Here is a 24,949-nt window from a genome sequence, read left to right as displayed (position 1 = left end):
TAAACCTGTCTCCTGTTCTGTTGTTCGTTAATTGTCTATCCTAAGATCCTCCATCTTTTGGCTTCTTTTTATTCATGCAACAACGCCATTAGAAAAAGCAATTTTGCCAAATGGACTCCATAAATCATCTCTAACCATCAAGCGCGATTGTAATTCTCTAACTACAGAAGTAATGACTCCAGAACTACGCTTTTGCCAATTCTGAGCATCCATAAATACTGTTAAGGTTGCTTCAAACTCCTCTTTAGTAAATGATTTCCAATGTGTTCCCTGCCATTCATACCAACCGATCGCAGGTCTAAAAGCCCATTTTTCTTTGAGGACTGTATAAGCCATGATTGCTTTGATATGAGTATCAGGTTCATCGAGAGAAAGAGAAAACTTTATCTCATCAGATCCTTCTTTTGTCTCAGCTTCATAAGGTGTTCGGGAAGATTCCTTTGCTAATAGTTTTAGTGCATCAATGCCATGTCTCACCACAAAGTCATCTAGTCCGTTCTTAGAGCCGTCAATCTCGTTTGGTAACAGCACTAGATAAGGTATAGCACCGTAGCTACTCAAAGAGTGCGCTCTTTTCGCTAATGCAATTTGGACTGGAATTTTCTCGATAATGTCTGAGTCAAAGCATTGGTTAACTCTACGATATTGCCACTTAATCTCTCTGAGTTCAGGCAAAACGCGAGACTCTTTTAATTCTCCTGTTCCATTGCGATCGCATCTATCTACCCATCCATCAACCCCACCAAAAGCGATCACCGCTAACCCATTAGCACATCCACAATCCCCCTTCTTTTCTCCCTCAGTTTCCCATAGATCTATCTTTGTTGATTTAGTTGCCTTTGCCCAATCAGGATATAGCCTTGAAAAATAGGGACGGCAACCTTCTCCCGTTGGACTTAGATACTTAGGGCTATCATCAGTTTTGCGATCGCCCCAATCAGGCTTAATCCGATAAAATTGCTGACCATCTTTTTTTAAATAAGGCTTCCCAGAAAGATCGCAATATTTCAAAATTAGCCCAGCGACATTACAACCCACAAGTTTTTGAGCAGTATCTCTATCAGCAGAAAAATGTCCTGCTATGTTCATTTGATCTAAAGACAAGCCCGAACTTGCTAGATCTGCTTGATGTTTTGGAGTCAGCATTATGCCCTCCTCTTGCCTTGATTAGAAGGAAGCGATCGCACATAGAAATCAATTGCTTTTTGATGATGCTCAGGCTGACTACGATTAGCCAACCAGTCCAAGATCAAGGACAAGTTATACAGCACACAGCGAGAGTTCACCCTTTGCCAGTGAATCCCCTCAATCCAAGCCCCCTGCAAGCGATATTTCTTGAATGTCGAGTTCGATAGTCCTGTTGCATTACACAAAGACTTCTTTGTACAAAATTGAGTATCCATAGACTTTTTTCATCCACTACAGATACTCATTCTTTAGCAAAGATCCTTTCTAGGAAAGGATGTCCAAACTGTTACGAATTGTTAAGGCTTCCATCTTGGCTTGACTCCTCCTTTAAAAATACCTTTTTCCACATAATGAGATTGTCTTTTATGTGATTTTAATTTTGGACTGCGATCGGCTTTGATATGCATTAGGCTCATCTTATCTATATAGTCTGAGTGTCTATCAAGATAAGGTTTAATTGATTCCAATTCTAAATCGCCCAACTTGTCAGCTATCGTTATTAACCTATTGAACCAAATAGCAGGAGATCTGGACTTGTCAATTAGTTCCCACATTTTTGCTTCCTCATCTGGCGTGATCTCATCTCTATGCTGTTTACGCTTTAACTTATCAATTTCACCTAGAGTTTTTGCGTGATATTGATAAAACGGTTCAAGATAGCAAATAAACTCTCCTTCCAGATCTTCTCGTATAATTTGGCAAAATAGTTCTATTTCGGAGCTAAATGGATATTTCCAATTTTTTTTCATGCTCTCTACAATTACTGTTTTATGAGTAGTAATCATCATCCAGAGATTCTTATACAAGTCTGTTTCTATCCATCTAAACTCATATGTGAATTGATCGATTTCATCAGCCTTTAGCAAGTTCAGTAATAGATCGCTATTCGCCCCTTTTTCAACTAGAAAGCATCTAGCTATCTCAATGCATTTATCTTTGCAATAAACCCATTCCTGTAAAATTCCATAGTGAAGATCTTGCCCACCTTCTAGAAGGTCAGTATCTGGCAAATTAGAGATAAAGTAAGCAACCTGCTCTAATTCAGTTCCTACTTCTGAACCTACATCTTTCCAATGGAAACGAGCATTACAACGTGTGTTGATACTAGTCTGTCCAATAAATTCAAAAGTTGCATAACAGTATCTTCCGTATCTTCCGTTTATTACTTGTGATTCCGATGATGATGTCATTACCTAGACCCGTGAATCAGTTATTACTGTTTGTTTTGCTTAATTTACAACTCTGGTACAGCAAGGCTATGCAAATGAGCAGCATAGTGACGGTAAGTAATCTCTGGAGAGTTACCAACCCACTTAGCTACATCTTTAACTTCGATATGAGCATCAAGACACAGCGTAATAAATGAGTGTCTGGTTTGATATGGTTTGCGATACTCAATCCCACAACTTTCTAAAACTTTGCGCCATGCCACATTTGCAAAGTTATTAACCCGAATAAATCCGCCTTCTTTTGCAGAGAAAACAAAGTCATTAGGTTTTGCCCCTTCAGACTTGTGTGCAGTCAAAATTTCTCGCAATTGATTGTTAATTGGAAAATCGCGTTTTTCTTGCGTCTTTAATCCATCTTTTACTGTAGGTTGATAGCCTTCACCAAAAACAACAGACTGTCTAAACTTAACGACACTGTTATCAAGATCAATATGTTTCCATTGCAGTCCGATCGCCTCACTAGGTCTGCAACCTGTAAAGAAGCAAAACTGGACATAGGCTGTGTAATAGCGATAGTGAGGATGCTTTGCAAAAGCCTCAATAATCAGGTCACGCTCTTCTCTTGTGAAGGGTGTAATGTCATTCTCTTCACCCCGTTGATTTTTAGGCAACTTGATCTCAGATGCCATATCTAAAAATGGGTTTTCAGTGATTAGTCCTGATTTCATGCCCCATTTACAACAAGCATTAAGTTGCACGATCAAGCGCTTAGCTGCATTAGGCGGCTTATTAGCAACGATCCAATCTCGAATCATTACAGAATCTTTTAAATTTTGTGATGGCAAAAGCGCGATCGCACGGGTAAATCCTGCGTATTGATTGCCAATAGTACTAGGCGAGGCGATCGGCTTTTTGAACTCCATATATTTATCCCATAATTCACCAAGATTTAGAGCCGTTTGACTATCCTTGATAGTCAAAGGTTTTAAATGAGTGGGGCGATATTTGTCTAATGTATAGTCAAATCTCTCAAGAACAATATCAGACTCGATCTCATGAGCCTTCGCCTCTGCAATTTTACGATTAATCTTAGTATCGGCAAGTCCAAGAGCCAAGTACTTCTGCTTGCCCTCAAACACCTGTCTTGGCAATCTAAGCCTTAGTCGTTCCCGAAATGACTCAACAGTAACTGTACCCCAGCTTTGACGGTTTTTAGGTGTGTACATAATCTTGACTATCAACTCGTTTGCTTATGAATATCATAGCAAATCTGATAGTCATTTGATAGTCAAAAACAAGCTAATTGTGTCTAAAAGTGTCTAACCGTGTAAGTGTTTACACGGTGTAATTTAGTCGTAGTGGCTTGTATTGGTTATCCAAGGTGTCGGAATCGAACCGACATATCAACGATTATGAGTCGTTTGCTTTACCAGTCAGCCAACCTTGGGCATATTGTGATTATAGACGTAAGTATTATATGCTATCAAGCAAGCTACCTTACAGGTTGCCTAATAGCAATTATTAGCTAAACAAGTTTGTGATGGCAACACCCCAACCCCAAAAGCGTCTCCACAAGAAAAAAAAGCCACCTAAGAAATTTAGACTAAGTTATAGTCTGATGCTCTTGTTTGGCATGATCATTGTGGGATCAGTGTCTGGACTAGTCGCTTTTAGTTTTGGAAAACAAGCATTAGAGGGCGTTAATCCTTCACCTGCGGGAATAAAATTGCCTAAGGCAAGTCCAGTCTCTAAACCTAAAGAGTCCCCAAAAGCATCACCCCAAAGTCAAACTGATGGTAAAACTTCTTTTCTCTTAGATGAAGCTGAAGTTATTGCTGAAATGCAAGCACGATCGCAGCAGGAATTAGGGGGGCTGACTCGACCAGCTTTTGTGGCAAAGGCAAATATTAGCGATCGCAAAAGAATATATACCAGAGTTGATCGCGCTTATAACTCAATGCGTGATCCCCTAGCGGTTTCTGCCGATGCTGACGATCGGATTTCGGCAAGAATTGCGGCTTTACGGCAGAGGGTCTATACCAGCAGTCGCTCCTACGAAAGTATCCTTGATCGATCTTATGCGAATGGTAGTAATAGTCCAGCTTTACTATCTACATCTGTAGAGATAAGTCCTATTCGTAGTCGTTGGGAAGACCGTGACACATCAGTATTAGGTAATCCTAGACAAGGTTCTGTCGATGTCATTCAGGCTGCACCACAGCCAACGGGTAGCTTTTTTATTCCCGCTCAACAAGCACCTAGCGCTTCCGAAGTAAATCGTCGTTAATTAACAAGAAGTGGCGCTTAGCGCCACTTCTTGTTAGCTAAAAGGGCTTGCGAAGCAAGCCCTTTTTATTATGTTGATCTTGATTGACGGTTAGAGCGAAATGAAAATCTTTGGGGGGAAAGATTGCCTGTCGCGATCGATTGTCTTGCTAGTTCGGCGCGTTCGCGTGATTTCGTCATCGCACTTGTGCCGCCAAAGGTTTCACGTAGAGTTAAATAATTTTGGATAATCAGCGCTTCATTATCAGTAGATCCTTGTGCGACTTGAGCAGGAGTTAGACGCGATCGCGAGATCGCATCAGCAACACAGGGAATCACATGGCTAGGACGGTTGACATGGTGATCGAGCAGGAGCGCCACCGCAAATTCTGAGCTCAGGATTTGGGAGAGGGTAAAGCCTTGCAAAGTTTGTGTAGGCGTAAAATAAAATCGATCAAGTCGTGAAATCGCGTGCACCACTTGGACTGATTGCACTAGCGCATCCATCCCTGCGATCGCAAACCGTAACGCCCAAAGCGGTTGTCGCATTAAGTTTTTATCAGCAGCACTAACTAGACGATTACCATTTAGGGACATCCAACCCGTGATCCCATCTAGAGAAGTCACATCCAAGCCAAACTGACCAAAATAGTATTGAAATTCAGATGGATAGCGCCTTTTGAGATTATTAAGTAATGCAGGTAGCTCGCCCTGTTGCTCAGCCGATCCCAATGTCCATTGGAATATCCCAAAACTTAAGTACTGGCTATCCCAAGTATTAATCGCATCAAGGCTGCCTTCATTTGCTGACGTTACCAGCATTACCTTGATTTCTGAAGGACTCATCTGCACCTGTTGCAATAGACCTGAGCCATAGGCGATAAAGTCGCGCAGTTTAAAAATACCTAGTCGATACAGTCCTAAATCCTTAGTTTTGGCAAATGGCTCTTGTTGTCCAGTATTTAATAATTTGGCAATTACATCACTGCCAACTGTGGTAAAGGAAATTGCAATTTTATTGGGTGGATAAACTCCCTGCAATGTATTCCTGACCATGGCGACTTCAGGATTTTGAGCGCTCGGTGGAGCAGCAACAGGAATCAGCAGTTTCTGCCCGATTTGTAAACTCGCAGGATTGGTAATGTTATTAATACGAGCAATCTCGCGCCAATCAGCATTTGCGCCCAAAAAACGTTTCGCGATCGCAGATAGGGTATCTCCAGCTTTAACAATATATTCCTGCATAGCTGTCTCACAAATCGAACGACTTAAACTCTACTGGTTTAAACAACATATTGCGATCAATTGCTGAAAAAACTTTATTATTTGCCCTGTCGGAATTTAAGCAATCAAATACCAACTTGGCAACATCAGCCCGATGGATAATCCCCGAAACTGTAGGATCTTCCGTAAGCACCGCATTTCCTGTGGCAAATTCTGACTTTAAGCCCCCAGGACGAATAATCGTATAGGTTAATCCACTCGCAACCAGATGCTGTTCTGCTTTTTCTTTCTCTTTGAGAATTGCACCCAAAGTTATCAAAACCTGAGGGGCTAACGCCACCACGCTATTGCCACTTCCAATCGAAGAAACCAGAATAAACTTCTTGACTCCTGTCTTTACCGCAGCATCAATCAGATTTTTATTGCCTTCACAGTCAGCCCGTTCACCGCGATCGCTTGGCAAGCCACCCATAGTCGTAATTACTACATCGATCGCATTTCCCTGTAGTGATGCTTCAACATCTGCATAGTTCAGGGCATCGCCAAACGCTACATTTGCACCTAGAGCTTCTAACTCAACTGCATAGGTAGGATTGCGGAGCAATACTTTTAAATTTACGGATGGTGGCTCATTCTCTAGCAATAGTTTGGCGATTTCACGCCCAACTCCACGACTAGAACCAGCTAAAAAAATATTTTGCATAAATTCCTATCAAAAAAGCTTTGCTTTGCAAAGCTTTTTTGATCTTGATTAAACTTTTGTGCGATCGGTAAAAATTTCATAACCAGTTTCAGTCACCAAAACAGTATGTTCAAACTGAGCCGAAAGTTGATTGTCTACGGTTACGGCTGTCCACTTATCAGCCAGAACCCTTACGCGCTTTGAACCAGCATTCAAAATTGGCTCGATCGCTAAAGTCATACCTGGGCGAAAGCGCACATTCGGTAATTGATGGGTACGGAAATTAAATACTGAAGGCTCTTCGTGTAGATTTCGCCCAACTCCATGACCAGTAAAATCTTCGACGATCGCAAAGCCATTTGCCTTAACATGATCCTCAATTGCCCCAGCCAAATCGAGCATACAATTACCAGGCTTTACCTGTTCAATCCCCTTAAACAAAGCTTCCTCAGCCACACGCATTAACTTAGCTGCCTTCTCACTGACATTGCCAATTGCTACCGTAATGCAAGAATCACCATGAAATCCATTTTTAAAAGCGCCAGTATCAATTTTGACTAGATCGCCAAGCTTAATCACTTTTCTAGCATTAGGTATGCCATGTACGACTTCATTATTAATGCTAGAGCAGATGCTAGCAGGAAAGCCGCAATAGCCCTTGAAACTAGGTACAGCACCCATCTCACGAATCCGCTTTTCCGCATGAGCATCAAGATCCATCGTGGTCATCCCAGGAGCAATGATCTCTGAAATTTCCTTGAGTACTGTCGCCACAATGCGAGATGATTCACGCATATAGTCCAACTCGCGTTGAGACTTAATTTCAATGCCTTTGGTTTGTTTAGGAGTTGATTGCTTTGAAGCTTTTTTGCTTTCTGCGCTCGGTTTAGATCGCAGGGCACTGAGAATATTCATTAATTATTTGAGGATAGTATTTACAAGGGCTAATATATTTTTAGCCTATTCAGTCACAGGATTGGTTATTTTTAGGTCAAATAGCAGAATTTGAATAGCAAAAAGCTCCTCATCAAACCTGATCTCTAACTACAGCAATTTTCGAGGTTCAACTATGACGCAATCTGGGATGACTCCCGTACCGCCGCCTTCCTCTGGTGGCGGTCTGCCACAGCCACGTACAAACCCCACCGCACCCGCCCAGCAGCGTGTCGCTCCTCCTAGCAATCCTCAAGCTCCTCCCAATAATCCCCAAGCCCAACAGCAACAAGCTCGTGCGGCAATGACTCCTGCTCAGCAGCAACAAGCACTAGCAGCTCAGCAAGCTCGTGCTGCGATGACTCCTGAACAACAGCAGCAAGCAATGGCTGCACAGCAAGCTCGTGCCGCCGCCGCCGCCCGTCAAGCGCAAATGTCAATTCCGACGGACACTCAAGTCACTAGCGTGCCACCGCCACCAAATCCGCGCCCGCCAATTCGTCCAGGTCCACCACCAAACTTACCAGGGCTAGGTGTACCAGCGATTTTGCAGCGTACTACGGGGCAGCCAACCCTCGCGCAAATTGTCAAAGATGCCCATGAGCAAGGATGTTCAGACATTCATGCTGGGATAAATGAACCAGTAAGATTTCGGAGTCGGGGCTTAATGGTCACACAGGAGCAATATCCTGTGCCAGATAAGCAGACCTTTGACACTTGGCTGACGGAAATTATGGATGATAAGCAAATCCAGCAATTTCGGGACACCTTAGAATTTGATGGTGCTACTCAGTACGAATTTGCCCGTTGTCGGATTAATGTTTTTGATTCGTTACGCGGCTCAGCGATGGTGTTGCGACTGATTCCCTTAAAGATTTTGTCGATCGATCAGCTTGGTTTGCCAGAAGTATTTCGTGAGCTTTGTTATACCCATAAAGGTCTGATTCTGGTAACTGGCCCAACTGGTTCAGGAAAATCCACCACCTTGGCGGCGATGGTGGACTTCATCAATACGGAAATGCAAAAGCATTTGATTTCGATTGAAGATCCGATTGAGTTTGTGCATCAAAGTAAAAAGGCGCTGATCAAACAGCGGGAAGTTGGTATCCATACCCTTAAGTTTGACAATGCCTTGAAGGCAGCTTTACGCGAAGATCCCGACATCATACTGATTGGAGAAATGCGTGACAAAGAAACCGTCAACACGGCGCTGAAGGCTGCACAAACAGGACACTTAGTATTTGGAACATTGCACACTAACAGTGCTGTAAAAACCATTGAGCGGATTCTTAATCTCTTTGAACCTGAACAGCAGGCTCCCATGAGAGTTCAAGTTTCAGAATCTTTAGTGGGAGTTATTGCTCAGTCTTTGGTACGCACAACTGATGGTAAGCGGGCGGCGGTTCATGAAATCATGATCAATACTGACGCTGTACGTGACTATATCAAGCGCGGTGAAGTGGATGAGATTGAGGCGTTAATTCCTAAATGTACTTATGAAGGAATGGTAAACATGAACCAATCCCTTTATAAGCTCTACGAAGATGGTCGGATTACCGAAGAAACTGCTGTAGAGAACTCTCCGAAGCCCAATGAAATGGCACAAATGTTACGTGGTCGTATGTAAATAGCAAACGCCCCTGCGGGGCGTTTATTATTTCAGGATTACCACTTCGCCGCGATCGCTTGCAGCTTTAAACTCTTTCCCAAAATCACAAGTGGCTAATTCACCTAGTTGAATATTATGCTCAAAGTCGGGCAAAGATGGACTAATTTCGAGCGATCGCAAACAAAGTGAGAGCCTGGTCATTTCAATAGATTCTTCGGCAACATCGCAACCAAATAAATTATGTTGCAGGATATGGGTTATTACAGTTGTTGGTGTTTTGTGAGAGATTGCCTCATCATCGTTAGAGAACTTAGTTATTAGGTAATGGATACGCTCGTGTTCGGAAAGTAAAAACTCTAAAGCTGTTGCTAGCAATACCCCAGCACCACATTTAGGATGTAAGATTTTGATTCTCAACAAGCGCTCTTGATATTCTTGGCAATATGCCAAGGTGTCTTGATGATTTTTTGATGGAGCTAAATGCTGTTGCAATGAACGAATTACTGACTCACTTTGCAAAATTGCTTTACAAGGTAATTTCGGAATACGGCGTTTACTAAGGTTGCTTAAATCTTTGCGAAATTGCGATAACTCTCTGATTGATTCATCAAAGAGACAAGTTAGAATATGGCGCGTGATATCTTCACAAAAGTCAAACCGAGCTATTTCCTTGATCTGACGACATAGCTCATCGCCTACAAATAAAGCCTGATCTAAAATGCGATCGCTTGCAAATAGGCTAAATGAATAAGCATTAATGGGGGTGTGATAATTTGCATTGCCATTTTGTACCCAACTAAATATAGCCTTATAGTTTTCCCAAATCGGCTGCTCAATATAGGGATTCTCAAATTCGTAAGCGTCTTTAATTAAGTTCTCAGGTAATAGTTGACGATCTTCACAAAAAGCAACAAACAAGATGCGGTTTAAGAGTTTCTGGGCTTGATAAATAGCGATCGCAATTGCATCTTCTGGCTTAATCTGGAGATGATTTTCGGCATTTTCGACAGGATGCGCTAGTAGTTGCAACCGATATCGAAAATCCTTGATTAATTGACTACGAATTTTACAATAGTGACTATAAAAGTTTTTGAGAATCTCGGATTCTAGCTGGTGAGACTCTTCCAGTAAATGGGTAGTGCGCGATCGCTCTTCGCTATTAGCTATCCCTCTAAGTAAAGTCCGTCGCGACAATAAAAAATAAAAAGCTTTGAGTTGTTCTAAATCCGCTAGCGAGTCCCAAGAAAATCTCTGGCAGAACAAACTAGATACATGGCGATGATAAAGACAGATTTCTCGATAATCTAGGACAATCAGCCATTCAGTGGTTTCATGCTCTGGTTCTGGCTTAATAATCGCCCCTTCCTCGGCAGTGCTAACTCGGATTTCGGCGATCACATTTGCTGAGGTTTCTGTAAAGAATCCAAGGGCGGGATGTGGATGTAATTCTAATTCCCATGCCCCACCGTTGCTCTCAAAGGGAGATTTATAGCCCAAAATATCAACAAAAATATCATGCAAAAACTGTGCTTCGGCAAGTAAGTTAGATGGTTTGCCATCACTAGCAAAACTTAGCCATTTCTGCACTATTTGAAAGCGATCGCCCAAGTCTTTGGGGAAGCCAAAGGAACTAATCCGCTTTGCAAGTGGCTTAGGATGAAATAGTGAATAGTAAGGCGATCTCTGATTCATTCATCTTTGATTGCTTTTTGAGCTGAGCTTTGGGTTAGTTTATTTTCTGCATCTACTTCTGCAAGTAAACTTTCGCGCTCTTCTGGAGACATTTCTTCTAACTTCTTGGTCAGAACAGCTTTTTTGTAATCATCTAGCTGCTGATTGTAGGTCATAGTTTTTGTAACAGCACGGAATACATAGGTGGAAATCCAAGCTATTAATACCCCTACTAAAACCACTTGACTCCAAACACCCGCATTAGTTGTATCAAAGCCAGAGGCTCGAAACACCCAAAATGCAAATCCACCAAACCCGAAAAAGGCAACCATAACTGCTATGGCATCAATGCGGCGCATAGTTTTAATCTCAAAAATATTTTTCATTAACCTGAGTGCGAAGCACTCAGGTTAATTTAGGTTTAAATTTGCCGCGCTTCAGGACGAAAGTTAAAAAATGGAGAGAGTAACAATAGTCCTGGGAAGAAGAAAAAGGCGAGAAAGCATAAAAATACTCTTTCTAATGAGCCTGTTTTGTACCAACGTGCTTTGAAATAAAACAGCACTAGTAAGGGGATCACCAGTAAATATGCGCCTGCGATCGCGGCATAGACAATTGCAGCTAATATGGGGGCAGAAAGAAGCAAAGACATATTTCTAGATAAAGTTATGTGAATGTATCTATCTAGCAATTGTAACAGGATCGGAATCGTCAATCCTAAAAAGGTATGGTCAGCAGCAATCCTGATTATAAAAATCGGTTTTGATGAAAGTCTGCCAACGGCGGACTTTCATCAAAACCGATTTTAGAGTTGTCATAAATTAATGAGTATTGATCTAATTGTTTGATTTTAGGTTGTCGGAGTGCTAACATGAGAAACGCTGAAAAATTTACCCGAATAAATCCCTAAGAACTGTGGCACCTCAACAACAAAAGATTCGGATTCGTCTCAAAGCTTTCGATCATCGCCTGCTAGACTCATCCTGCGAAAAAATCGTCGAAACTGCTAATCGTACAAACGCGGCTGCCGTTGGCCCTATCCCCCTGCCAACTCGTCGTCGTATCTATTGTGTTCTCAGATCTCCCCACGTAGATAAAGACTCACGCGAACATTTTGAAACCCGCACTCATAGTCGGATTATCGATATTTATCAACCATCTGCAAAAACTATCGATGCACTCATGAAGCTGGATCTAGCTGCTGGCGTGGACATCGAAGTTAAACTCTAAAGTTCAACATTGATAGTTCAAGATATATAAAGCCCAAAAAGGATTGTGGCGCGAAGCGCCACAATCCTTTTTGGGCTTTGAGGAGATGGGACGCTTTGCGTCCTATCTCCTTTTTAGGTTTTGATTTGGTTTACACTGGGTTTGAAGTGTAGGAGCTTCAAAATCTAGCTCTAAGGAATTAAGATGCTGAAAAAGCTAAAGATTAAATACCTTTTGGCATTCTTGTTAGCGGCGATCGCTACAGTAATGTCGATAGTGATCGGACATGGTTGGAGCCCTGCTGATGCTCAAAATCAGCCACAAATTCAGGCTCAAAACCCATCTGCGGAGACAAGTATTAAAACTGTAAGCTTGCAAAATGCTGGCTTACAACTACAAGAGCTTGCTCAAGGAATTTATGCCCTAGTTGCCAGCACTGATTTCCCACCTGCAAGTCCTGCGGTGGCAATTTGCAACGGTGGCATTGTGATTGGTAGTGATGGAGTATTGGTAATTGATCCATTCCAAACCCCTGAACTAGCAGAACTGATGATCTCCACAGTAAAGTCTTTGACAGATAAGCCGATCAAGTATGTTTTGAATACGCATTATCACCTTGATCACACAGGTGGGAATTCAGTTTTTGTCAAACGTGAAATCCCTGTACTTGGGCGCGGCGTAATTCGTGAATATATTCAAAGCGGCAAAAATAATACTGGTAGTGTTACGCCGCCGACGGTAATTATTAATAGTCAAACTGATCTTTGGTTAGGCGATCGCCAAGTGCGCATTGAGCGTGTAGATGGTCATTCGGCAGGAACCGATTTGGTTGCCTATGTCCCTGATGCCAAGGTTTTATTTACGGGAGATATGGTATTTAACAAGCGTATTCCTTACACTGGAGATAGTGATATTCGTCAATGGCAAGGAAGTCTGTACCGCTTGATTGCTACTTATCCCACGGCTCAAGTTGTCCCAGGACATGGAGATGTTACCGATGTAACAGGCTTGCAATCACAACAAGCTTATTTTAGTTGGTTAGAACGTACGGCTTTGGAGTGGAAAGCTCAGATTTTAACCAAGGAGCAAGTACTAGAGAAATTTGCCAGAGTCCCTGATGCTTACAAAGACTACAAATTTAAAGGTTTATATTCAGTTAATTTAGAGTCAGCATATGAGCAGTTTACTCGTAGCGCCACGATTCCTCTGATTCCTTAAAAAATAAGAAGCGTCGTGCTTTGCACAACGCTTCTTGAATCTCTTTACCCCAAGTTGCTTTTATGGTTGCCAATCCATTCAAATTCTCTCTCAAATTACCATTACTAATTGGTCTGAGTTTGCTGTCGGCGATCGCAGCCATAATCTTTGGTGTATCGCGTGCCGATGCATTGCAAGCAATGCTCAGACCTAATACTCCAAAACTTGGTGATACCGTATCAGTTTGGATCGCGACTGATAAATCCTCGGCAGCACCACCAACTGTATCGATGAATAATAAGCAGTTTCCTGCGTTCGCGATGTCTCCAAATCGTTGGCGAGCATTTATTCCCACGACTCCGCTTGATAAGGCTGGACTAAGACAAGTAGTGGTGACGGCTGATGGTTTACAGCAAACTTTGCCGATGCAATTAGGTAATCGCCAATTTCCTACGCAAAGTATTTGGATTAATGATTCGGGTAGTGGGTCGGAACCGACAGATTATGAATGGGATAAGGTTTCGGCTTTTAAAAAATTAGTTACTCCTCAGAAATTTTGGAATGGCGCTTTTTTAAGACCCAATGATGGTGAGATTACGACAGGTTTTGGAGTGCAGCGCTATTACAATGGCGAGTTTGCTAATGACTATTACCATCGGGGTGTTGACTATGCTGGAGGGACTGGTTCGCCTGTGGTTGCGCCAGCTGCGGGTTATATTCGCTTAGTGGGTAATGTATCGCAGGGTTTTCTTCTCCATGGCAATACAATTGGGTTGGATCACGGTCAGGGTGTAGCAAGTATCTTTTTACATCTCAGCAAAATCTATGTAAAAGAAGGCGATTTTGTGAAGGCTGGACAAGTAATTGGCGCAGTCGGTGCGACGGGTGCAGTCACTGGGCCACACTTGCATTGGGGGCTGTATGTGAATGGTGAAGCGATCGATCCTGTTGCATGGCGATATGAAGGTGTCGAATAGCTGTCCTGCTAAGCTTATAAAAGAAAGCGCTTTGCGCTTTCTTTTATAAGCTAGCGATCGCCATGACAATTAACCCCGAACAATTATTAGAACTTGCACTCAAATCTGGAACTGAAGCCGCTGAAGTGTATTCATCAAGCTCAGTTTCACGCCCAGTATTTTTTGAGGCAAATCGACTGAAGCAGCTAGAGAGTATTGACTCAGAGGGTGTTGGGTTACGGATTTGGAAAGACGGCAGGGTGGGCTTAGCGATCGCTTATGGTGCAGTAGAGCCAGAAAACTTGGTACAACAAGCGATCGCCTTGAGTGCCTTGAATGAACCTGAAGAGATTTTATTAAGAGCCTCAACGGTTGATAACTATCCAAAACTTTATGGACAGGAAGTCAGTGTTGAGAAGATGATTGATTGGGGACAGCAGGCGATCGCGGAGGTTCTTGAACATTATCCTGAAGCAGTATGTGGCGCAGATTGGGATTGTGGAAGCGAAACGGTGCGAATCCTTAATAGTAAAGGTTTGGACTGTGGCTATACGGATATTACGGTGGATGGCTCTCTGAGTGCAGAGTTAACGCGAGGGGACGACTTTCTCAATGTTTGGTATGGTCAATCTGAGCGTGATAATTTATCGCCTGAAGCGATCGCTAAAAAGGTATTGCAATATCTCGATTGGGCGAAGAAAAATGCACCTGCACCATCAGGAAAATCGCCTGTGATCTTTACGGGCAAGGCGGCAGATTTGTTATGGGGTGTAGTAGCGATCGCTATGAGTGGGAGGCAGGTTCAGCAAAAAACGACACCTTGGCTAGATAAAGTTGGACAAACCGTAATTTCTGATATTTTTACCGTTACCCAACACCCAGATTTTGGGGCTTACAGTTCACCCTTTGACGATGAAGGTACACCCACGAGGGAAACTACTTGGATTGAACATGGTGTTTTGCAAGGTTTTTACGGCGATATGCGTACTTGTAAGGACTTGGGAATTGCTGCCACAGGTAATGGCTTTCGCGGAGATTTGGGCAACTATCCTAGTCCTAGTCTATTGAATTTAGCGATCGCTGCCAGTCAAACCATCCAAGGCGATATTTTGGAATTGGCGGCAACTTTAAAAAATGGCTTAATCGTCGATCAAGTATTAGGTGATGATACGGATGTGTCAGGAGATTTTTCGATTAATGTCGATCTTGGATATCGTGTTAAAAATGGCAAAATTATTGGACGGGTCAAGGACACGATGCTATCTGGAAATGTCTATACTGCTCTCAATCATGTTGTTGCGGTAGGTAGTGATCGGCATTGGCATGGCTCGCTATTTGGCTCGGCGATGATCGTTGAAGGTCTATCGATTACTAGCCGAGAATAATTTCTAGAAGCCTGTTGGGGAAAACCCAAATCGCTCTCTTAGGGTGTGTTAGCGATAGCGTAACGCACCCAATAACCGCAGTTGGTGCGTTACGCTGACGCTAACACACCCTACAGCAAATCTGTTTAGCAAGAAATGATGTTTATCCGACAGACTTCTAGGGTTTTTGTTATTTTTTTGAATGGCAATTGCTATAATGTCTGGACTAGCAGTGTAATACCTAGTTAAAACTACTAATTAAAATTACATTTTTGTATTGGGGTTGTAGCTCAGTTGGATAGAGCGATCGCCTCCTAAGCGATAGGTCATGAGTTCGATCCTCGTCAACCCTGTTATCACCCAAAAAAGAGAGTGGCGGTGCGAAGCGCCGCCACTCTCTTTTGCTTAAAAATCTACGCCACGTTTGAGGTCTACGCCTTTTTCAGCATAATGTTTGTGGCAGACCATTTCTGAATGAACAGAGGCAAGGTCGAAATAAGCAGGTTGATTGAAACATCTACCCGTGATGATTACTTCTGTGTCGCGGGATTTTTTTAGTAAGGCTTGGCAGATTGGTTCTACGGGTAGCAAATCAAGATCAACGGTGGGATTCAATTCGTCAAGAATGATCGTTTTGTAAAGCCCTGAGGCGATCGCTGCTTGAGCAATTTCCCAGCCGCGTTGAGCTTCGATGCAGTCCATTTCCTGTTGTTGACCACGCCAGACGATCGCATCACGTCCACAGCGCTGATGATCGATCACATGGGGATAGCCACGTTTGAGTGCGGCAATCGCTGCGTCTTCGGTATAGCCAGCACCACCTTTGAGCCATTGCATAATCAAAACGCGGTGCGATAAATCGCGACTAATGCCTGTACCGATCGCCTTCAGCGATCGCCCTAATGCCGATGTGCTTTTGCCCTTACCCGCACCCGTATAAATCTCAATTCCTGTCACACCATATTTCTCAGCATGGGCATCATCATGCGATCGCATCTCAGAATGGAGATCCGCAATGTCGATCAGAGATTGGGGTGCGCCGCGACCTGTACAGATGACTTCGAGATGCGGGGGCTTATTTTTTAAATCTTTGACAATGCGATCGACGGGAATTAAGCCTAAATCCAGTACGGGATTAATCTCATCTAAAACCACTACCGAATAAAGTCCCGAAGCCATTGCGCCTTTTGCGATCGCCCAACCACGTTCGGCTTCTTGGCGATCGAAGGGAGTAACATGCTCGGCATCAAAAAATTCGGCGCGACCAGTGCGCACATGGTCGATCAAGTGGGGAAATCCTTGTTGCAATGCTGAAATCGCGGCATCTTCGGCATATTCACGCTCAGCACCCTTGAGAAATCGCAATAACAAAATTCTTGTACCAAAGGGTGATGTGTCGGACATTCCTAGTCCTAGCGATCGCAACACTACGCCCAATGCTGCCTGTGATTTGCCTTTGCCTGTTCCGTCATAAACATGGATTTGTCCGATCTCACGTTCGGGACGCACCTGTGCGGTCATGATGCCTATCGCTGCCATGTATTTACTTAGTCTCTTTTCACAACGCAATACAATAGTATAGCAACCCTATCAAAACCAAGATAAGAGTGGTGGCGCGAAGCGCCACCACTCTTATCTTGTATAGTACAATCCGAATAGCTAGGATACTTCTGGGATTAGCTGATGCTACAAATAGATCGCCAATATCTACCCACCAGCGACGAATTACCTGATTCCGATGATACGCCTGTGGATAACGAAGATCAGAATTTTGTACCGAATTTACTATTATTTTTGTTGGAATATATTTGGAAAACTCGCGATGATTGGTACTTTGGTGTCGATATGGGGATCTATCACACCACTGGCGTAAGTCCTAGAGTTCCTGTAATTCCTGATGGATTTTTGAGCTTGGGAGTGGAAAGGCGCAAAAATGGTGGTTCCCGTAGCAGCTATGTGATGTGGGAAGAAGAATTTATCTCACCGATTTTGACCTTAGAAGTGGTATCCCATACTTATGGCGATGAATATGGAAAGAAATTAGAGATTTATCGCAAATTAGGTATCAAATATTATGTAATTTACAATCCTCAGTTCTGGCGGCGCGATGGACATTTGCCCTTTGAGGTTTATCAATTAGTTGATGACGATTACCAATTACAAATTGGTGAGCCTCTATGGATGCCAGAGATCGGTTTAGGGATTGGACGTTGTGTCTTGCCAAGCGATCGCTTCGGGCGTGAAGTTTTAAGCTGGTTTGATCAAAAATGCGATCGCTATCTTACCCCTGAGGAACAGGCTGAGATAGAGCGTCAAATGGCTAATATCGAAAGACAACGGGCTGATGAGGCACAGAAACAGGTGGAATTGTTAATGGCAAAGTTGCGATCGCTTGGTATTTCTGAAGAGTAACAGACCACTTACCAAAGTAGATCTTTACCTGTTCCGTCAAATTTGGCAGGTTTACGAAAATCTGGTAAGCCTTCAATGGAGAGAGAAGCAGGTATTCCTTGGTGCTCTCTGATCGCAAAGGTCACAAGCTCCTCTCGAATTTCGCGTTCTGACTCTATATAACAAATACTCTTGTTCATCGAGCTAGCCTACGGGCATTTGCTCAATATTTATATTAATACTATGTCTACCCCCCAGTAGCCCAACACTCCGACCTATTTTCTGTTTACCGTTCTGCTTTGCCATGCCACGATAGTAGAGTTTAGACATCGTCCATTATTGATAGGTATAGTCACACTAAGCTTAATACCACCTATTGATTTGCCTTTATCTGTGTATGCGTGCTAGAGTTTTTGAATCTAAACAGATTAAGCATAGTAGTCGCTCTGGAAAGCGATTACTATGCTGGTCGTTGATTTGTTGTAGATAGCTAGTCTTAATTTTGACTAGTAACACAAGTAGTGAGGGGAAGAATTTATGAAAATTCTTTGTTCAACAACAGTACTTGCCATTGTCTTGGCAGTTCTGCGTGGAAAAATGAATGCAAACGATGCGTTTATTTTAGTGCTTCTAGTAGTAGGTACATTTGCACTGTAGCTACAGTAAGGCAAGTTGGGTGTAAAAAACATCCGCTTGCTTTTTTGGTTTTAAGTTAAAAGTTTTAACTTAAAAATAATACTACCACACAATCAAGTTATGGACATCTCTATTAATTCTAATTTAGGGGAAATAAGCAACGAGAGATCAGTACTTTCAGCCTTGTTTTTTCGCTCAGAAGGTAATTAATAGAGATGCCCTTATTACTACCACGAATTTGTATCCCATCAAACCTTTGCTGGCAGAGACTTTTAGGTCTATTGAATCTTGTTGTTAACGAAAAAACTTATGATGACTTAATTTATGGAAAACACACCCTGACTTTAGTGCAGAATGCTAAAATCTACGTCTTAGAGCCAATATATTTGTGTCATGAGAAATTTGCAGCGCGATCTCTGATTACCTTTGCAGCTATGACTACAGCGATATAGCACGAAAGATATCGCCTAATCTGCCTAGATTCACACTTTATACTCAAGCATAAACAAACTGATATTTTCTGGATTAGCGATTGCCCCTGATTCCAACTATCCCAATCTTTTAATACTTGCCCTCACTGTTCAAGAGTTCAGCATACTCAGAAATTCCTGCTTCAGCCAGTTCTCGATCTTCCTGAGCAAATTCTTGATAGAGATTAGCAAACTGACTAATATCAACTGTCTCTTGACTAAATCTCGTTTGAAACTTGATAAAAGCAATAAAATCTGCAACTTGCTTTAGTTGTTTCTCATTGAGTTGGTCTAACTCTTGCTTAAGGTACTCCTTAGTGATTACTGTCATTGCTAAACACCTTGCAAATTCTCATCACAACTTCTCGCTCGATTATAAAAGAATCTGGTTTTCCGTTGTGGCTAATGCTAAAATCCACCTCTTAGAGCCAATATATTTGTGTCATGAGAAAATTTGCAGCGCGATCGCTAATTACCCTTGCAGCTATGACAACCGCGATGTTAGCTGTGACAGCATCTGTGCGATCGCAGACTAAGCTAAACACAACGCCAAGCACAACGCCAAACGCAACAACTTCAGTCGAGATTTCGCGACCTGAGAAGCCAGAAAACACTTCGGGCAAAAAGGCTAGTTTTGTGAAAATGTTTGAGGATATTGCGATCGCTCCAAGATTTACTCCGAAAGCAATCGAACTGCGGGGCATTAGTGGCGGCGGAGTCGAGACTCAAAAAAAATCAGGACGCAAAGTTACCGAGACTGGAGACTGTATTGGGTTTGTGGATGCAGAACCCGATCACAAAATTACTCTTACAAAACCATTTAAATATCTCAACATGCAGGTCAAAAGTTCTGGCGACACAATTTTGCTAGTGCGAGGGCCAGGGGGAAGTTGGTGTAGTGACGATGTTAGCGATCGCAACCCAGAGATTGGCGGCGACTGGCTAGAAGGAACTTACGAAATATGGGTTGGCTCCTACGAAGAAAACACCTCTTTTCCTTATTTACTCCAACTTACCGAGCAGCCCTAACCACCACATCAAAAAAGAGGTAGAGATAGGCGGCGCTTTGCGCCAACTACTCCCTTCCCAGTGAAGAATTAGCGTTGCGGCGCGAAGCGCCGCAACGCTAATTCTTGGTTTTTGAGGTATATTTCTTTGGTGGGAAAGGAGTATCTCTATAGAATTAAATTGGACAACCTAAAGTTTGGCGGCTGTCATTTTTGGTAAATGGATGCGTACCACTAGCGATCGTACAAAGATATAAACGAGTGCGATCGTCCAAATTCCGAACACCTGTAAACTCAGTATCAGCGCAGGTTCGCAAATTCTTCATTATTGCGCCCCGCAAATTTGTACCCCGTAGATTTGCCCCTTTCATAATTGAGCCAGTAAAATCAGCTTCAATTAAATTTGCCCCACTAAAATTAGTGACACTAAGGTTTGCTCGAATAAATTTACTATTAGAAGAATTTGACCAAGTTAAATTTGACCAACTTAAGTCTGCATCAGAAAAGTTTGCGCCCCTTAACAAAGCACCCCTAAGATTCGTCTCAATCAGGTTAGCTCCAGTCAAGTTTGCCTCAATTAAATTAGCGCTACTCAAATCAGCTTTGTTCAAAGTAGACCCACGCAAATCAATCCCAATCAAGATCACACTGCGTAATTGAGCGTTATTAAGATCTATGTTGGAAAAGTTCCGTTGTCCCTGTTTGTATAGTTCCAACAGTTGCGCGACTTCCAAAGCGGTTACTCCTAACAAAATGGTATTGGTTAATTATCTTGAGTTGCTGGTAATAAAAATATAGCGATTGCAAGCAACTAACAATTTTTTTGATAATTAATAATTTACAGGTATGGGCTAAAATTTTAGCTTACTTTAACTCAAGCCAAAATGTGAGTTATAGCGATCGCTTCAATGCTTAAGACAAAACTAAAATCTAAAGGTGTAAGCCTTCGCAAAGCATAGCCTTACACCTTTGGGGTTTGTGATAATTACTGCAAGATTTGCATACTGCTGGTCTGGTAGACACTATAAGATATAAGCTGAATATAAACTTTAATTAAGTTGCCCATTAATTTTGTCTAAATTTTCAGTAACCCGCTATGAGTACGACCGAACTTCCCAAACAATATAATCCTCTCGAATCTGAAGCTAAATGGCAGAAATATTGGGAGGAAAGTGGCGTATTTGTAGCAGCCAGCGAAAGCGAAAAAGAACCCTACTGCATCATGATCCCGCCGCCTAATGTCACGGGCAGCCTACATATGGGTCATGCTTTTCAAGAAGTATTAATCGATATTTTAATCCGCTATCACCGAATGCGTGGGTTTAATACCCTCTGGCTACCAGGTACAGATCACGCCAGCATTGCTGTGCAAGCTATTCTCGATAAACAAATCAAAGCCGAAGGCAAAACTAATCAAGAAGTCGGGCGTGAAAAATTTCTCGATCGCGCATGGAAATGGAAAGCCGAATCGGGCGGGACGATTGTTTCGCAATTGAGGCGCTTAGGTGTGTCCGCCGACTGGACACGCGAGCGCTTCACAATGGATGAAGGTTTATCAAACTCGGTAACTGAAGCCTTTGTCAAACTCTACGAAGCGGGCTTGATTTATCGTGGTGAATATCTAGTCAACTGGTGTCCCGAATCCCAATCAGCCGTGTCTGATCTTGAAGTTGATAGTAAAGAAGTAAATGGTAATCTCTGGCATTTTCGTTATCCTTTGACCGATGGCTCTGGCTATCTCGTAGTTGCTACCACTCGTCCCGAAACAATGTTGGGGGATACTGCTGTTGCTGTCAATCCTGATGACGATCGCTACAAGCATTTAATTGGTAAGACAATTATGTTGCCAATCATGAATCGTGAAATTCCGATTATTGCCGACCAATATGTTGACCCCAAATTTGGCAGTGGGTGCGTCAAAATTACACCTGCTCACGATCCGAATGACTTTGAGATGGGCAAGCGTCACCAGCTCCCACTAATCAATATTCTCAATAAAAATGGCTCGATCAATGAGAATGGTGGTGAATTTCAAGGGCAAGATCGTTTTGTTGCGCGTAGAAACGTCGTGGCAAAACTCGATGAACTGAGCTTGTTAGAAAAGATTGAAGACTATGCCCACACCGTTCCCTATTCTGAACGTGGCAAAGTTCCTGTTGAGCCATTGCTCTCAATTCAGTGGTTTGTGAATATTAAGCCACTATCAGATTTTGCATTGGAACAATTTGACAAACAGAATTCTCCCAACTTCGTTCCCGATCGCTGGGGGAAAGTTTATCGTGATTGGCTGATTCGTCTCAAAGATTGGTGTATTTCTCGTCAATTATGGTGGGGACATCAGATTCCTGCATGGTATGCCCCCGATGGCACAATTTTTGTTGCCCATACAGAAGCGAAGGCTTACGAGCAAGCTAAAGCAAAGTTTGGTGAAGATGTAATTCTAGAGCGTGATCCAGATGTACTTGATACATGGTTCTCGTCAGGTTTATGGCCATTCTCGACTTTGGGCTGGCCAGAGGAAACACAGGATTTCCAAACTTTCTATCCGACTAGTGTTCTTGTTACAGGTTTTGACATCATTTTCTTCTGGGTGGCGCGGATGACGATGATGGCAGGTTATTTCACGGGCAAGATGCCTTTCCATACTGTCTATATTCATGGTCTAGTGCGCGATGAAAATAATCAGAAGATGTCTAAATCCAAAAATAACGGCATCGATCCGCTAGTTCTGATTAATAAATATGGAACTGATGCTTTGCGCTATTCTCTCGTTAAAGAAGTAACAGGTGCAGGACAAGATATTCGTCTCGATTACAATCGCAAAACTGATGAATCTACAACCGTAGAGACCGCACGGAATTTTGCAAATAAGCTCTGGAATGCTTCGCGATTTGTAATGATGAACCTTGATGGTGTGGAAACTCGCACCGCAGGTTTGCCAACTGAGAATCTGGAACTTGCCGATCGCTGGATTTTGTCGCGTTATGCTCAGACTGTCTTACAGGTGCGGGAACAACTTGATGCCTATAGCATGGGCGAAGCAACTAAGAGCCTGTATGAGTTTTTCTGGGGTGACTTCTGCGATTGGTATATCGAGCTAGTCAAATCACGGTTACAGGAAGATGCCAACCCAACTTCGCGCGCCACTGTCCAGCAAACTCTTGCCTTTGTCCTTGATGGAATTTTGCGCCTATTGCATCCATTTATGCCTCACGTTACTGAGGAAATCTGGCAATTGCTCACCTATGGCACAAGCGAACCATCAAGCGATCGCGCTGTTTTAGCAATTCAACCCTATCCCGAAATTGATACAACCCATATTAATGAAGAACTAGAGGAACAGTTCAAATTGATTATTGGCACAATCCGCACAATTCGCAATCTCCGTGCCGAAGCCGAAATTAAGCCAAGCCTTAAGGTTAAAGTGATTTTGCAATCCGACAGCGATCGCGAACGTACTTTACTTGAAGCAGGACAAAGCTATATTCTCGATTTGGCAAGGGTGGAAGATTTGGTGATTTTGGCAACCGTTGATGAATCAGCCACTGAGGAGGCGATCGCAGGTGTTGTTGGGACAGTCCAAGCGATTGTGTCGTTAGTCGGTGTTGTCGATATTTCTCAATTGGTTGCCAAGCTAGAGCGCACTCTTAAGAAGTTAGAAGGAGCGATCGCGTCTAGCCAAGGTCGTTTAAACAATGAAGGCTATGTTAAAAAAGCCCCACCTGAAGTGGTCGCTACCGCCCGTGCAGAACTGGAAGAATCCTTGAAACAGCAAGAGATTCTTAAAGCACGTCTAGCTCAGTTGCAAAAATAAATAGAGAAGGCGCAAAGCGCCTTCTCTATTTATTATGTTGAAAGTGCTGCAAAGCAGCACTTTCAACATAATTGTGACTTATCTAAAATTACGAAATGTAGGGGCAATTCATGAATTGCCCCTACGATAAAATGCAGGTTTCAAGACGTTTTGCGTATGTTCTCATAATTTTTAGTTCAGCGCAAAGCGCTGTAAATATTTTTATGTTAAATGCTACTTTGTCCGACAAGCTCGATCGCTTACGTCAAATTTTCAACGAATCATCGCAAGTTTTGGTAGCCTATTCGGGCGGCATCGATAGTACTCTTGTCGCTAAAGTTGCCTTTGATGTTTTAGGCGATCGCGCCTTAGCGATTACTGCCAACTCACCGTCATTATTACCCGCCGATCTTGCCTCCGCTCAAGTTCAAGCCGAATTTATGGGTATTAAGCATCAAATCGTCCAAACCGAGGAGATGAATAACCCTAACTACACATCCAATCCGATTAATCGTTGCTATTTCTGCAAAAGCGAACTGCATGACACCCTTAAACCACTTGCGAAAACAATGGGCTATAGCTTTGTCGTCGATGGCTTAAATGCTGATGATTTGCAAGATTATCGACCAGGAATACAAGCGGCAAAGGAACGCGGTGTGCGATCGCCTCTTGCTGAAGTGGGGATTAGCAAAATCGAAGTCCGTATGCTATCGCAATATCTAGAAATGCCTTGGTGGGACAAGCCTTCACAACCCTGTTTAAGTTCACGGTTTCCCTATGGCGAGGAAATTACCATTGAGAAATTACGTCGCGTCGGAAATGCAGAACAATATCTGCGCGATCATGGCTGGAAAGGTGATATCCGTGTGCGATCGATGGGTGATACTGCCAAAATCGAAGTGCCAAGCGATCGTCTGCTCGAATTTATGGAATTTATGGTGATCGCTGATCTGACTAGAGCCTTTCGAGAATATGGATTTGGTCTAATTACCTTGGACTTAGAAGGATTTCGGAGCGGAAAGCTAAATGATGCGATCGCGCAATAAATTAAAGAAAAGGAGACTACATATTATGTAGCCTCCTTTTTCTTTGTTTATTGCCTGAATTTTTCAAGATTTTTGAAAAAGTTTCTGTCGATTGATTAGAAATTCTTATGTGTTGCCCTTAAATGTTTTGCTTAACTTC

The 24,949-nt window shown here is 42.7% G+C and carries 23 protein-coding genes, 2 tRNA genes and 1 pseudogene; 11 read left to right on the top strand and 15 right to left on the bottom strand.

Translation table 11 applies throughout. From position 1 onward, the window contains the following. Positions 1 to 72: 72 nt before the first annotated feature. From CQ839_RS20225 to CQ839_RS20205, 5 genes are all read right to left on the bottom strand, one after another. Positions 73 to 1,146, bottom strand: a complete 1,074-nt coding sequence (locus CQ839_RS20225) for a DUF3854 domain-containing protein (protein ID WP_103670099.1) — start codon at positions 1,144 to 1,146, stop codon at positions 73 to 75. Then, on the bottom strand, positions 1,146 to 1,403 hold the full coding sequence (locus tag CQ839_RS20220) for an AlpA family transcriptional regulator (protein WP_103670098.1): 258 nt from the start codon (positions 1,401 to 1,403) through the stop codon (positions 1,146 to 1,148). The genes CQ839_RS20225 and CQ839_RS20220 overlap by 1 nt, the downstream gene beginning before the upstream one ends. 81 nt (positions 1,404 to 1,484) lie before the next feature. After that, entirely contained in the window at positions 1,485 to 2,378 is an 894-nt protein-coding gene (locus tag CQ839_RS20215; protein WP_103670097.1) for a hypothetical protein, read from the bottom strand. Positions 2,379 to 2,422: 44 nt separating this feature from the next. Beyond that, complete coding sequence (locus CQ839_RS20210; RefSeq protein ID WP_103670096.1) at positions 2,423 to 3,583, bottom strand: site-specific integrase; 1,161 nt, start codon at positions 3,581 to 3,583, stop codon at positions 2,423 to 2,425. Positions 3,584 to 3,732: 149 nt separating this feature from the next. After that, positions 3,733 to 3,804 (bottom strand) — tRNA-Ile (locus tag CQ839_RS20205). A gap of 93 nt (positions 3,805 to 3,897) precedes the next feature. Here CQ839_RS20205 and CQ839_RS20200 point away from each other — a divergent pair. After that, positions 3,898 to 4,644 (top strand): hypothetical protein, encoded by a 747-nt coding sequence (locus CQ839_RS20200; RefSeq protein ID WP_103670095.1) that lies wholly within the window; start codon positions 3,898 to 3,900, stop codon positions 4,642 to 4,644. A 68-nt stretch (positions 4,645 to 4,712) separates the two neighbouring features. Here the strand turns inward: CQ839_RS20200 and CQ839_RS20195 are convergent, their stop codons facing one another. The 3 genes from CQ839_RS20195 to map are packed head-to-tail and all read right to left on the bottom strand — an operon-like array spanning position 4,713 to position 7,443. Further along, positions 4,713 to 5,867 carry a LysM peptidoglycan-binding domain-containing protein gene (locus CQ839_RS20195; RefSeq protein ID WP_103670094.1) on the bottom strand — a complete coding sequence of 385 codons (1,155 nt, stop codon included), beginning with the start codon at positions 5,865 to 5,867 and terminating at the stop codon, positions 4,713 to 4,715. Positions 5,868 to 5,874: 7 nt separating this feature from the next. After that, the gene (locus CQ839_RS20190) at positions 5,875 to 6,549 is read right to left on the bottom strand and encodes an SDR family oxidoreductase (protein WP_103670093.1); all 675 of its coding nucleotides are present in this window, start codon (positions 6,547 to 6,549) and stop codon (positions 5,875 to 5,877) included. Between the two features lie 48 nt (positions 6,550 to 6,597). After that, a complete protein-coding gene (gene map / locus CQ839_RS20185) occupies positions 6,598 to 7,443 on the bottom strand; it encodes a type I methionyl aminopeptidase (RefSeq protein ID WP_103670092.1) in 846 nt (281 codons plus the stop codon). 154 nt (positions 7,444 to 7,597) lie between these two features. Between map and CQ839_RS20180 the strand changes: the two genes are divergently transcribed. After that, positions 7,598 to 9,088 carry a type IV pilus twitching motility protein PilT gene (locus CQ839_RS20180; protein WP_103670091.1) on the top strand — a complete coding sequence of 497 codons (1,491 nt, stop codon included), beginning with the start codon at positions 7,598 to 7,600 and terminating at the stop codon, positions 9,086 to 9,088. 27 nt (positions 9,089 to 9,115) lie between these two features. Here CQ839_RS20180 and CQ839_RS20175 read toward each other — a convergent pair whose 3' ends face one another. The 3 genes from CQ839_RS20175 to ndhL are packed head-to-tail and all read right to left on the bottom strand — an operon-like array spanning position 9,116 to position 11,393. Next, positions 9,116 to 10,762 carry a hypothetical protein gene (locus CQ839_RS20175; protein ID WP_103670090.1) on the bottom strand — a complete coding sequence of 549 codons (1,647 nt, stop codon included), beginning with the start codon at positions 10,760 to 10,762 and terminating at the stop codon, positions 9,116 to 9,118. Beyond that, entirely contained in the window at positions 10,759 to 11,127 is a 369-nt protein-coding gene (locus tag CQ839_RS20170) for a DUF3007 family protein (RefSeq protein WP_258040808.1), read from the bottom strand. The genes CQ839_RS20175 and CQ839_RS20170 overlap by 4 nt, the downstream gene beginning before the upstream one ends. Before the next feature lie 35 nt (positions 11,128 to 11,162). Then, a complete protein-coding gene (ndhL, locus tag CQ839_RS20165; RefSeq protein WP_103670089.1) occupies positions 11,163 to 11,393 on the bottom strand; it encodes an NAD(P)H-quinone oxidoreductase subunit L in 231 nt (76 codons plus the stop codon). A 263-nt stretch (positions 11,394 to 11,656) separates the two neighbouring features. Between ndhL and rpsJ the strand changes: the two genes are divergently transcribed. The 5 genes from rpsJ (at position 11,657) to CQ839_RS20140 (ending at position 15,820) form a co-directional block, all read left to right on the top strand. Beyond that, entirely contained in the window at positions 11,657 to 11,971 is a 315-nt protein-coding gene (gene rpsJ / locus CQ839_RS20160) for a 30S ribosomal protein S10 (RefSeq protein WP_009625825.1), read from the top strand. A 183-nt stretch (positions 11,972 to 12,154) separates the two neighbouring features. After that, the gene (locus tag CQ839_RS20155) at positions 12,155 to 13,168 is read left to right on the top strand and encodes an MBL fold metallo-hydrolase (protein WP_103670088.1); all 1,014 of its coding nucleotides are present in this window, start codon (positions 12,155 to 12,157) and stop codon (positions 13,166 to 13,168) included. A gap of 62 nt (positions 13,169 to 13,230) precedes the next feature. After that, positions 13,231 to 14,124 (top strand): M23 family metallopeptidase, encoded by an 894-nt coding sequence (locus CQ839_RS20150; RefSeq protein ID WP_103670087.1) that lies wholly within the window; start codon positions 13,231 to 13,233, stop codon positions 14,122 to 14,124. Positions 14,125 to 14,186: 62 nt separating this feature from the next. Then, positions 14,187 to 15,488: a TldD/PmbA family protein gene (locus CQ839_RS20145; protein WP_181016268.1), complete on the top strand. Its 1,302-nt coding sequence runs from the start codon at positions 14,187 to 14,189 to the stop codon at positions 15,486 to 15,488. 258 nt (positions 15,489 to 15,746) lie between these two features. Then, positions 15,747 to 15,820: transfer RNA gene (locus tag CQ839_RS20140), tRNA-Arg, on the top strand. A gap of 52 nt (positions 15,821 to 15,872) precedes the next feature. Here CQ839_RS20140 and CQ839_RS20135 read toward each other — a convergent pair. Further along, on the bottom strand, positions 15,873 to 17,006 hold the full coding sequence (locus tag CQ839_RS20135; RefSeq protein ID WP_103670085.1) for a cob(I)yrinic acid a,c-diamide adenosyltransferase: 1,134 nt from the start codon (positions 17,004 to 17,006) through the stop codon (positions 15,873 to 15,875). A gap of 144 nt (positions 17,007 to 17,150) precedes the next feature. On the opposite strand from CQ839_RS20135, the gene CQ839_RS20130 reads away from it, so the two are divergent. Beyond that, complete coding sequence (locus CQ839_RS20130) at positions 17,151 to 17,879, top strand: Uma2 family endonuclease (RefSeq protein WP_103670084.1); 729 nt, start codon at positions 17,151 to 17,153, stop codon at positions 17,877 to 17,879. Between the two features lie 11 nt (positions 17,880 to 17,890). Here CQ839_RS20130 and CQ839_RS26095 read toward each other — a convergent pair. Continuing rightward, positions 17,891 to 18,188 (bottom strand): annotated as a pseudogene (locus tag CQ839_RS26095) (hypothetical protein); the annotation flags it as partial. 867 nt (positions 18,189 to 19,055) lie between these two features. Continuing rightward, entirely contained in the window at positions 19,056 to 19,295 is a 240-nt protein-coding gene (locus tag CQ839_RS20125) for a hypothetical protein (RefSeq protein WP_103670083.1), read from the bottom strand. Between the two features lie 113 nt (positions 19,296 to 19,408). Between CQ839_RS20125 and CQ839_RS20120 the strand changes: the two genes are divergently transcribed. Further along, on the top strand, positions 19,409 to 19,993 hold the full coding sequence (locus tag CQ839_RS20120; protein WP_103670082.1) for a hypothetical protein: 585 nt from the start codon (positions 19,409 to 19,411) through the stop codon (positions 19,991 to 19,993). A 154-nt stretch (positions 19,994 to 20,147) separates the two neighbouring features. Here the strand turns inward: CQ839_RS20120 and CQ839_RS20115 are convergent, their stop codons facing one another. Next, positions 20,148 to 20,705, bottom strand: a complete 558-nt coding sequence (locus CQ839_RS20115) for a pentapeptide repeat-containing protein (protein ID WP_258040807.1) — start codon at positions 20,703 to 20,705, stop codon at positions 20,148 to 20,150. A 362-nt stretch (positions 20,706 to 21,067) separates the two neighbouring features. On the opposite strand from CQ839_RS20115, the gene CQ839_RS20110 reads away from it, so the two are divergent. Next, positions 21,068 to 23,785, top strand: coding sequence for a valine--tRNA ligase (locus CQ839_RS20110; protein WP_103670081.1), 2,718 nt, complete (start codon positions 21,068 to 21,070; stop codon positions 23,783 to 23,785). Positions 23,786 to 23,988: 203 nt separating this feature from the next. Next, entirely contained in the window at positions 23,989 to 24,810 is an 822-nt protein-coding gene (larE, locus tag CQ839_RS20105; RefSeq protein WP_103670102.1) for an ATP-dependent sacrificial sulfur transferase LarE, read from the top strand. The last annotated feature ends 139 nt before the right edge of the window (positions 24,811 to 24,949 follow it).

Origin of the sequence: Pseudanabaena sp. BC1403 (assembly GCF_002914585.1) — a bacterium.
Taxonomy (GTDB): Bacteria; Cyanobacteriota; Cyanobacteriia; order Pseudanabaenales; family Pseudanabaenaceae; genus Pseudanabaena.
The sequence above is the reverse complement of the archived record's forward strand: the minus strand, read 5'-3'. Positions and strand labels throughout refer to the sequence as shown.

Bases quoted from the DNA above. Each gene is read 5' to 3' on its own strand.
- CQ839_RS20225 (WP_103670099.1), bottom strand. From the start codon at position 1,146: ATGCTGACTCCAAAACATCAAGCAGATCTAGCAAGTTCGGGCTTGTCT.
- CQ839_RS20220 (WP_103670098.1), bottom strand. From the start codon at position 1,403: ATGGATACTCAATTTTGTACAAAGAAGTCTTTGTGTAATGCAACAGGA.
- CQ839_RS20215 (WP_103670097.1), bottom strand. From the start codon at position 2,378: ATGACATCATCATCGGAATCACAAGTAATAAACGGAAGATACGGAAGA.
- CQ839_RS20210 (WP_103670096.1), bottom strand. From the start codon at position 3,583: ATGTACACACCTAAAAACCGTCAAAGCTGGGGTACAGTTACTGTTGAG.
- CQ839_RS20200 (WP_103670095.1), top strand. From the start codon at position 3,898: ATGGCAACACCCCAACCCCAAAAGCGTCTCCACAAGAAAAAAAAGCCA.
- CQ839_RS20195 (WP_103670094.1), bottom strand. From the start codon at position 5,867: ATGCAGGAATATATTGTTAAAGCTGGAGATACCCTATCTGCGATCGCG.
- CQ839_RS20190 (WP_103670093.1), bottom strand. From the start codon at position 6,549: ATGCAAAATATTTTTTTAGCTGGTTCTAGTCGTGGAGTTGGGCGTGAA.
- map (WP_103670092.1), bottom strand. From the start codon at position 7,443: ATGAATATTCTCAGTGCCCTGCGATCTAAACCGAGCGCAGAAAGCAAA.
- CQ839_RS20180 (WP_103670091.1), top strand. From the start codon at position 7,598: ATGACGCAATCTGGGATGACTCCCGTACCGCCGCCTTCCTCTGGTGGC.
- CQ839_RS20175 (WP_103670090.1), bottom strand. From the start codon at position 10,762: ATGAATCAGAGATCGCCTTACTATTCACTATTTCATCCTAAGCCACTT.
- CQ839_RS20170 (WP_258040808.1), bottom strand. From the start codon at position 11,127: ATGAAAAATATTTTTGAGATTAAAACTATGCGCCGCATTGATGCCATA.
- ndhL (WP_103670089.1), bottom strand. From the start codon at position 11,393: ATGTCTTTGCTTCTTTCTGCCCCCATATTAGCTGCAATTGTCTATGCC.
- CQ839_RS20155 (WP_103670088.1), top strand. From the start codon at position 12,155: ATGCTGAAAAAGCTAAAGATTAAATACCTTTTGGCATTCTTGTTAGCG.
- CQ839_RS20150 (WP_103670087.1), top strand. From the start codon at position 13,231: ATGGTTGCCAATCCATTCAAATTCTCTCTCAAATTACCATTACTAATT.
- CQ839_RS20145 (WP_181016268.1), top strand. From the start codon at position 14,187: ATGACAATTAACCCCGAACAATTATTAGAACTTGCACTCAAATCTGGA.
- CQ839_RS20135 (WP_103670085.1), bottom strand. From the start codon at position 17,006: ATGGCAGCGATAGGCATCATGACCGCACAGGTGCGTCCCGAACGTGAG.
- CQ839_RS20130 (WP_103670084.1), top strand. From the start codon at position 17,151: ATGCTACAAATAGATCGCCAATATCTACCCACCAGCGACGAATTACCT.
- CQ839_RS20125 (WP_103670083.1), bottom strand. From the start codon at position 19,295: ATGACAGTAATCACTAAGGAGTACCTTAAGCAAGAGTTAGACCAACTC.
- CQ839_RS20120 (WP_103670082.1), top strand. From the start codon at position 19,409: ATGAGAAAATTTGCAGCGCGATCGCTAATTACCCTTGCAGCTATGACA.
- CQ839_RS20110 (WP_103670081.1), top strand. From the start codon at position 21,068: ATGAGTACGACCGAACTTCCCAAACAATATAATCCTCTCGAATCTGAA.
- larE (WP_103670102.1), top strand. From the start codon at position 23,989: ATGTTAAATGCTACTTTGTCCGACAAGCTCGATCGCTTACGTCAAATT.